9 protein-coding genes are annotated in these 6,837 nt (G+C 58.4%); 2 read left to right on the top strand and 7 right to left on the bottom strand.

Translation table 11 applies throughout. From position 1 onward, the window contains the following. Nucleotides 1-116: 116 nt before the first annotated feature. Entirely contained in the window at nt 117-335 is a 219-nt protein-coding gene (locus EPO09_RS18685; protein WP_290645443.1) for a DUF2909 domain-containing protein, read from the top strand. Between the two features lie 99 nt (nt 336-434). Here the strand turns inward: EPO09_RS18685 and EPO09_RS18680 are convergent, their stop codons facing one another. The 7 genes from EPO09_RS18680 to EPO09_RS18650 form a co-directional block, all read right to left on the bottom strand. Then, on the bottom strand, nt 435-1,319 hold the full coding sequence (locus EPO09_RS18680) for a cytochrome c oxidase subunit 3 (RefSeq protein ID WP_290645441.1): 885 nt from the start codon (nt 1,317-1,319) through the stop codon (nt 435-437). A 25-nt stretch (nt 1,320-1,344) separates the two neighbouring features. Continuing rightward, complete coding sequence (locus tag EPO09_RS18675) at nt 1,345-1,575, bottom strand: DUF2970 domain-containing protein (protein ID WP_290645438.1); 231 nt, start codon at nt 1,573-1,575, stop codon at nt 1,345-1,347. Nucleotides 1,576-1,585: 10 nt separating this feature from the next. Further along, the gene (locus tag EPO09_RS18670) at nt 1,586-2,149 is read right to left on the bottom strand and encodes a cytochrome c oxidase assembly protein (protein ID WP_290645449.1); all 564 of its coding nucleotides are present in this window, start codon (nt 2,147-2,149) and stop codon (nt 1,586-1,588) included. Nucleotides 2,150-2,224: 75 nt separating this feature from the next. Then, entirely contained in the window at nt 2,225-2,338 is a 114-nt protein-coding gene (locus EPO09_RS18665; RefSeq protein WP_290645447.1) for a cytochrome oxidase small assembly protein, read from the bottom strand. A 39-nt stretch (nt 2,339-2,377) separates the two neighbouring features. Further along, a complete protein-coding gene (gene ctaD, locus EPO09_RS18660) occupies nt 2,378-4,006 on the bottom strand; it encodes a cytochrome c oxidase subunit I (protein ID WP_290645436.1) in 1,629 nt (542 codons plus the stop codon). Nucleotides 4,007-4,044: 38 nt separating this feature from the next. Continuing rightward, a complete protein-coding gene (gene coxB / locus EPO09_RS18655; protein ID WP_290645445.1) occupies nt 4,045-5,157 on the bottom strand; it encodes a cytochrome c oxidase subunit II in 1,113 nt (370 codons plus the stop codon). A gap of 554 nt (nt 5,158-5,711) precedes the next feature. After that, complete coding sequence (locus EPO09_RS18650; RefSeq protein WP_290645434.1) at nt 5,712-6,569, bottom strand: biotin synthase; 858 nt, start codon at nt 6,567-6,569, stop codon at nt 5,712-5,714. 82 nt (nt 6,570-6,651) lie between these two features. On the opposite strand from EPO09_RS18650, the gene EPO09_RS18645 reads away from it, so the two are divergent. Further along, on the top strand, nt 6,652-6,837 hold a 186-nt coding region (locus tag EPO09_RS18645), incomplete at its 3' end, for a hypothetical protein (protein WP_290645432.1).

Here is a 6,837-nt window from a genome sequence, read left to right as displayed (position 1 = left end):
CCCAGCCTGGCCGTCAACGCAGAGCACAAGACTGCTGCCAGCCAGATCACCAAGCGACGCTGAACTGGGGTCATTGCTCCCCCCCATGCCAGCTGCGACACCCATAATCCCTGTTCATGAAAATCGTGTTCGCATTTGCATTGTTGGCCATTGTGATGGCATTGGTCTTCGCTGGCCGCGCCATGTTGCAAGATGGCCGTGACGGGAAAGCCAAATCCAACAGCATGGTCAACGCGCTGGCCTGGCGCGTGGGGCTGTCCATCGCCTTGTTCCTGTTCATCTTGCTGAGCTACAAGATGGGATGGATCCACCCGACCGGTGTGCCCTTGAAGTAAGTCGCCATCGGCACACAAGAAAGCGCCCATACAGGTTCTCCATATGGACGCTTCGTCTTGCCTCAAGCGGGCACCGCTATGGCCAAGCGGCCACCTGGATCAGGTCCAGTAAACGATCACGTACAAGCCCAGCCAGACCACGTCCACGAAGTGCCAGTACCAGGCGGCACCCTCAAAGCCGAAGTGCTTGTCAGGCGTGAAGTGCCCGCGCATCAGGCGCAGCGTGATGAACAGCAGCATCAACATGCCTACGAACACGTGCATGCCGTGAAAGCCGGTCAGCATGAAGAAGGTCGAACCATAGATGCCAGACGACAACTTCAGGTTCAGGTGGTGATAGGCCTCGTAGTACTCGAATGCCTGCAGGCCGATGAAGGTGGCACCCAGTAACACGGTCAACCACATGAAGCCGATCGTCTTGCCACGCTTGTTCTCACGCAAGGCATGGTGGGCAATCGTCAAGGTCACGCCTGAGGTCAGGAGCAAGGCCGTGTTGATGGTGGGAATTGGCCACGGGCCCATCGTCTTGAAAGGTTCGACCGTTCCCGCAGGCGCCCCAGTCACGCCGGCCATTTCAGATGGCCAGATGGCCTTGAAATCAGGCCACAGAAGCGCGTTCTCGATATCACCCAGGTTGGGCAGCACATGCAAGCGGGCCCAGTACAAGGCTCCGAAGAAGGAGCCGAAGAACATCACCTCCGAGAAGATGAACCAGGCCATGCTCCAACGGAACGAGGCATCGATGCGGTCACTGTAGAGGCCACTTTCACTTTCTGCGATGGCATCACCAAACCACTGCTTGAGCACCACGGCCCACCATACAAAGCCCCCGAGCACCGAGTACGGCGCCCATTCGGCCCCGTTGACCCACTGCCCTGCGCCCAGCACCACGAAAAACAGCCCGACGGCCGCCATCATCGGGTGCCGCGAAGGCCCTGGCACGAAGTAGTAAGGGGCCTGCCCCTTGTTCACTGCAGTGGACATCTGTGTGCTCCTCAAGAAACAACATTCACTGGGCCACTCCGCTCGCGACAATGAATCGCACCAGAACGACCAGCCCCACAACAAAAATCACAGCCGCCAGCACCCCTGCCACGATCACATGGACCGGGTTGATCTTGGCCACGTCCTGCGCATAGTCCTTGGACTTGCGCACACCAAAGAACGACCACGCCACCGCCTTGAGCGTCTGGGCAAAGGAGCCCTGACGCTGTGCGGCTTCGCGTAATTCATCCGTCATACCAAACTCATCAGACTGAACCCTTGGGCGCCATCGGCACCTTGCCTCCCACCTCGAAGAAGGTGTAGGACAAGGTGATCGTCTGCACATCCTTGGGCAATTTGGGATCGATCACGAATACCACCGGCCAGCGTTTGCTCTCGCCGGGTTTGAGCGTGTGCTCGCTGAAGCAGAAACACTCCAGCTTGTTGAAATGCGATGTCGCCTGCTTGGGCGCGTAACTCGGAATGGCCTGCGCCGCCATGGTCCGGTTCTGCAAGTTGCGGAACTCGTACATGACCGTCGTGACCTCACCCGGGTGCACGCGAACAGAACGTGTCTCGGGCTTGAAATCCCAGGGGCCACGCGCATTGGCATCGAACTCGATGGTGACCGTGCGGCTCAGATCGACCTGCGTGTTGACCTTCGAAGAAGCCAGCGCCCCCGGCGTTTGCTGCTCCGTCAGCGACAACACATTGATGCCCAGCGCCGCACAGATGTGCTTGTACATGGGCACCATGGCATAACCAAAGCCAAACATCAGGCCAACGATCACCACCAGTTTGCCCACCATCTCCAGATTGGCTCGCTGCAACCAGCGCGCCTTGCGTCCAGCTTCAGATGCGGGATGGGGGCTTGCCGTGATCACAAGAGGTTCAACCTTTCTGGCTCAATGATGCGAAAGCAACACCATCTTCGCGATGAAGCCCACGAAAAACGTGATGGCCACCGATGCGAGTATGAGTGCGAGCTTCAAGTTGCGCTGGCGCTGAAGAGTCGACATTTGTTCATTCATCACAAGACTCCTGTTGCCATTGCCCCATCAACCAATCACGCGAGTAGCGGTTTCATCCAGCTTGGGCGGGTTCTCATACGTATGGAACGGTGCAGGCGAAGGTACTTCCCACTCCAGCCCCTCTGCGCCATCCCAAGGCTTGGCTGGCGCCGGCTGGCCCTTGCCACGCATGGCGGGGATCATCACCACGAAGATGAAGAAGACCTGTGCAAAGCCGAAGAAGAAGGCACCGACCGATGCCAGGGCATTGAAATCAGCGAACTGCATCGGGTAGTCGGCATAGCGACGTGGCATGCCGGCCAAGCCCAGGAAGTGCATCGGGAAGAAGGTGACGTTGAACGCAATCAGCGACCACCAGAAGTGCAGCTTGCCCTTCCACTCTGGCACCATCACGCCCGTCCACTTTGGCGCCCAGTAATAGAAACCGGCAAACAGCGCAAACAGCGAACCGGCCACCAGCACATAGTGGAAGTGAGCCACCACGTAGTACGTGTCCTGGATCTGGATATCAATCGGCGCCACCGAGCAGATCAGCCCGGTGAAGCCACCCATCGTGAACACAAAGATGAAACCCACGGCCCACAGCATCGGGCTTTCAAACGTCATCGAGCCGCGCCACATCGTGGCCACCCAGTTGAAGACCTTCACACCCGTGGGCACCGAGATCAACATCGTGGCGTACATGAAGAACAGCTGACCCGTTACTGGCATGCCGGTCGCGAACATGTGGTGCGCCCACACGATGAAGCTCAGGATGGCAATCGAGGCCGTGGCATAAACCATCGAGGTGTAGCCGAACAGCTTCTTGCGGGCAAAGGCAGGCACGATCTGGCTGATGATGCCGAAGGCCGGCAAGATCATGATGTAGACCTCGGGGTGACCGAAGAACCAGAAGATGTGCTGGTACATCACCGGATCACCGCCGCCAGCCGGATTGAAGAAGCTGGTACCGAAGTGACGATCAGTCAGCGTCATCGTGATGGCGCCAGCCAGCACAGGCATCACGGCGATCAGCAGGTAAGCCGTGATCAACCATGTCCAGGCAAACATCGGCATCTTCATCAAGGTCATGCCGGGGGCACGCATGTTGAGGATGGTCACGATGATGTTGATTGAGCCCATGATGGAACTGGCGCCCATGATGTGCATGGCGAAGATGCCGGCATCCATCGAGGGGCCCATCTGCAGGGTCAGCGGCGCATACAGTGTCCAGCCGGCGGCAGGTGCACCGCCAGGCAGGAAGAAAGAACCCACCAACAGCAGCGAAGCGGGGATCAACAGCCAGAAGCTGAAGTTGTTCATCCGCGCAAAGGCCATGTCGGAAGCCCCGATCTGCAGCGGGATCATCCAGTTCGCCATGCCCACAAAAGCCGGCATGATGGCCCCGAACACCATGATGATGCCGTGCATGGTCGTGAACTGGTTGAACAGTTCAGGGTTCATGATCTGCAAGCCTGGCTGGAACAGCTCGGCACGGATGCCCAGTGCCAGCACGCCCCCGATCATCAGCATGGTCAGGGAGAACAAGAGATACAAGGTACCGATGTCCTTGTGGTTGGTCGCATAGACCCAGCGGCGCCAACCGTGAGGATGACCGTGATCGTGACCGTGCGCATCATCGTGTCCGTGACCGTGGTCCATTACTGTGCTGCTCATGTGATGTCCTTTCTGATCCTGTTGGGTTCAAGCACGCATCACTTGCGCGCTGCCAGCACTTCCGACGGCTGCACCGTCTGGCCGGTCTTGTTGGACCAGTGGTTTTTCGTATAGGTGATCACGGCTGCGATCTCGGTATCAGACAACTGCTTCCACGAAGGCATGATGTTGTTCTGGCCGTTGAGCACCACATGAATCTGCACGGACTTGTCTTCGCTCAGCACCTTGGGTGAGCCATCCAGCGGCTTGATGGCACCGCCACCTTTGCCGTTGGGCTGGTGACAGGCGGCGCAGTTGGCGTTGTAGACCTTCTCTCCGCGTGCCAGCAAATCAGGCTGCGTCCATACCTTGGTAGGGTCGTCTGCCTTGGCTGCCATTTCCTTCTGTTGCTCGGCCACCCACTTGGTGTAATCCTCTGCGCTCAAAACACGCACATGGATAGGCATGTAGGCATGCTCCTTACCGCAGAGCTCGGCGCACTGACCGTAGTAGTCACCAGTCTTCTCGGAGCGGAACCAGGTGTCTCGCACAAAGCCGGGAATGGCATCCTGCTTGATACCGAACGCCGGCACCATGAAGGAGTGGATCACGTCATTGGCAGTGGTGATGATGCGGATCTTCTTGTCGACCGGCACCACCAGTGGCTTGTCCACCTTCAACAGGTAGTTGTCACCCTGAGGCGTACCCGCGTCTGACAAAGCACGCTGCGTCGAATCCAGCGTGGAGACGAATTGCACGCCCTCACCTTCACCCTTGAGGTAGTCGTAGCCCCACTTCCACTGATATCCCGTGACCTTGACCGTGATGTCAGCGTTGGTGGTGTCTTTCTGGGCGACGACCACCTTGGTGGCTGGCAAGGCCATGCCGATCACGATCAGAAAGGGGATCACCGTCCAGACGATTTCCACGGTTGTGGACTCGTGAAAATCTGCTGCCTTGTGCCCCTTCGATTTGCGGTGCGCATAGATCGAATAGAACATGACACCGAACACGAGCACGAAGATGGCACCGCAGATGTAGAGCATCATGTAGTGCAGTGACTGCTGCTCTGCCGCGATCTTGGTGACGGGGTTGGGCAGATCAAGTTGCCTGACGCCAGGCCCACCCGGCAGGTCATTGACCGCCCAGCTCGCCTGAGCCATCAAGCCCATCAAGGCCACTGCAGTCGCCTGCACCACGGAAGCCACACGAGGCGAACGCCCCTCTGCAGACAACATCCGACTCACTCTGTACCCAGGATCTTTGATCATGTCTTGGCTCGTCTAGGATTGAACGCGGTCATTACTGCCAGGCATGCAAGAGACCAGACGCCAGACCGGGCGTCTGCCAGCCCGTTAATCGTGAGGGTGCCGTAGCGCCCAGCTCCGCAGAGCCGAAAAGGCCCTCGGACATGCAAACTGAAGGATCTTAAGCAAGGCAGAACACACCCCGAACCTCATTGCTGAGGGAGACATCAACCTAACGGGCGACAAGGTGGCGACAAGCGCGCCAGCGTTCCTAGACCACACAGGCAATGTCCGGAGGGCTGCCCCGGAAGTTGGTTGAACATTGGTTGATGCGCTGCACCATCCAAAATTTTCAATTCATTCTAGCCAGCCACTTGAGACACCTCAAGACGCAATCCGAGCAGAAGTGCTATGAATAACCCGCAGTTCGCACAAGAATCAAAAAGCACCGATACAACGGCACCACAACCCTATCAGGGCTAGCCCTGCTTGCGAACCATTCGCCTCATGTCATCAAGAGACACACGCGTTTCAGGCTCCAGCTTGATGCGGGGCTCGGGCTTGATGGCATGCCCATAGACCACCTCGATGGTCAGGCCAAGACGCCCATCCGAACGAGTAAGGCGCTGAATCAACAGATCCTGCAAGCCCGCCTGCCACCGAGGCGTCTTCAGCCCTGCGTGCCGACCGGAGGCCACATTGCCCCCCCAGGTACGCAACTCCTTGAGCATGGCCTGCGGCGTCTCCCAAGTCAGGGTCAGGCGCTCCATGTCCATCACAGGATCGGCAAAACCAGCCTTGACCAGTTCATCGCCCAGATCGTGCATGTCGATGAAGTCGATCGTGGGCAGATCCCATCCCATGGTCCGGTAGACCGCGCGCAACTCCCGCGCCGTATCCGGGCCCAGACCCGAGCACATCAGAAAACCACCCACCGCCAGTTGACGATGCCACTGGCGCATCATGGAAGCCAGATCCGGGTGTGCATGCAAGCACATATTGGCCCACAACATCTGCACGCCGTCAGGCAACCAGGGCGCCCCCACCAGATCATCAACCGACCAGGCCTGGGGCACGTCCTTGCGCCACAGTGTCTTCCAACTGCGAGTAGCGGCCAACGCCAACTCACGTTGACTGCGCTGGCGCAACTCAGGCGTTGGCTCGACGACCCAACGCTGCGCCTGCGGATAGGCTGCACGCACGTGATCCGCACTTGCCCCCAGGAATGCAGACCAGTCGATCCAGGCCTGAGGTTGCAACTTGATGGGCGCCAGCTTGTCCGCCAGGCGTCGCCCGACCTCCTGATGCAGCCAGGGCGCCTCGCTGAGCAATGCCATGCGCCTGGCCTGCCTCAGCAAGGCTGACTCGCTTGGCGAACAGGCTTCAGCGGCCCCAGAGACAGCAAGATCAGAAGGCAACATGAGCGACATGAAACACGAGACAGAAGCCCCCCACAGAGAGCGATATGGCGAAACAATGCCTCTCAGTATATTGATCGAATGCTTTCCGCCTGGCTCACAAGGACATCCATCACCGCAACATGGCAAGCAAGCCAGTGTCATATCTGCCGTCGCTGGCAATCACAAACCATCTGCCAAGATCGGA

Source organism: Aquabacterium sp. (assembly GCF_004297345.1).
Classification (GTDB): domain Bacteria; phylum Pseudomonadota; class Gammaproteobacteria; order Burkholderiales; family Burkholderiaceae_C; genus Aquabacterium.
This window is presented reverse-complemented; position numbering and strand designations above follow the sequence as displayed.

Bases quoted from the DNA above. Each gene is read 5' to 3' on its own strand.
- EPO09_RS18680 (WP_290645441.1), bottom strand. From the start codon at position 1,319: ATGTCCACTGCAGTGAACAAGGGGCAGGCCCCTTACTACTTCGTGCCA.
- EPO09_RS18665 (WP_290645447.1), bottom strand. From the start codon at position 2,338: ATGTCGACTCTTCAGCGCCAGCGCAACTTGAAGCTCGCACTCATACTC.
- EPO09_RS18675 (WP_290645438.1), bottom strand. From the start codon at position 1,575: ATGACGGATGAATTACGCGAAGCCGCACAGCGTCAGGGCTCCTTTGCC.
- ctaD (WP_290645436.1), bottom strand. From the start codon at position 4,006: ATGAGCAGCACAGTAATGGACCACGGTCACGGACACGATGATGCGCAC.
- EPO09_RS18650 (WP_290645434.1), bottom strand. From the start codon at position 6,569: ATGGCATTGCTCAGCGAGGCGCCCTGGCTGCATCAGGAGGTCGGGCGA.
- EPO09_RS18685 (WP_290645443.1), top strand. From the start codon at position 117: ATGAAAATCGTGTTCGCATTTGCATTGTTGGCCATTGTGATGGCATTG.
- coxB (WP_290645445.1), bottom strand. From the start codon at position 5,157: ATGGGCTTGATGGCTCAGGCGAGCTGGGCGGTCAATGACCTGCCGGGT.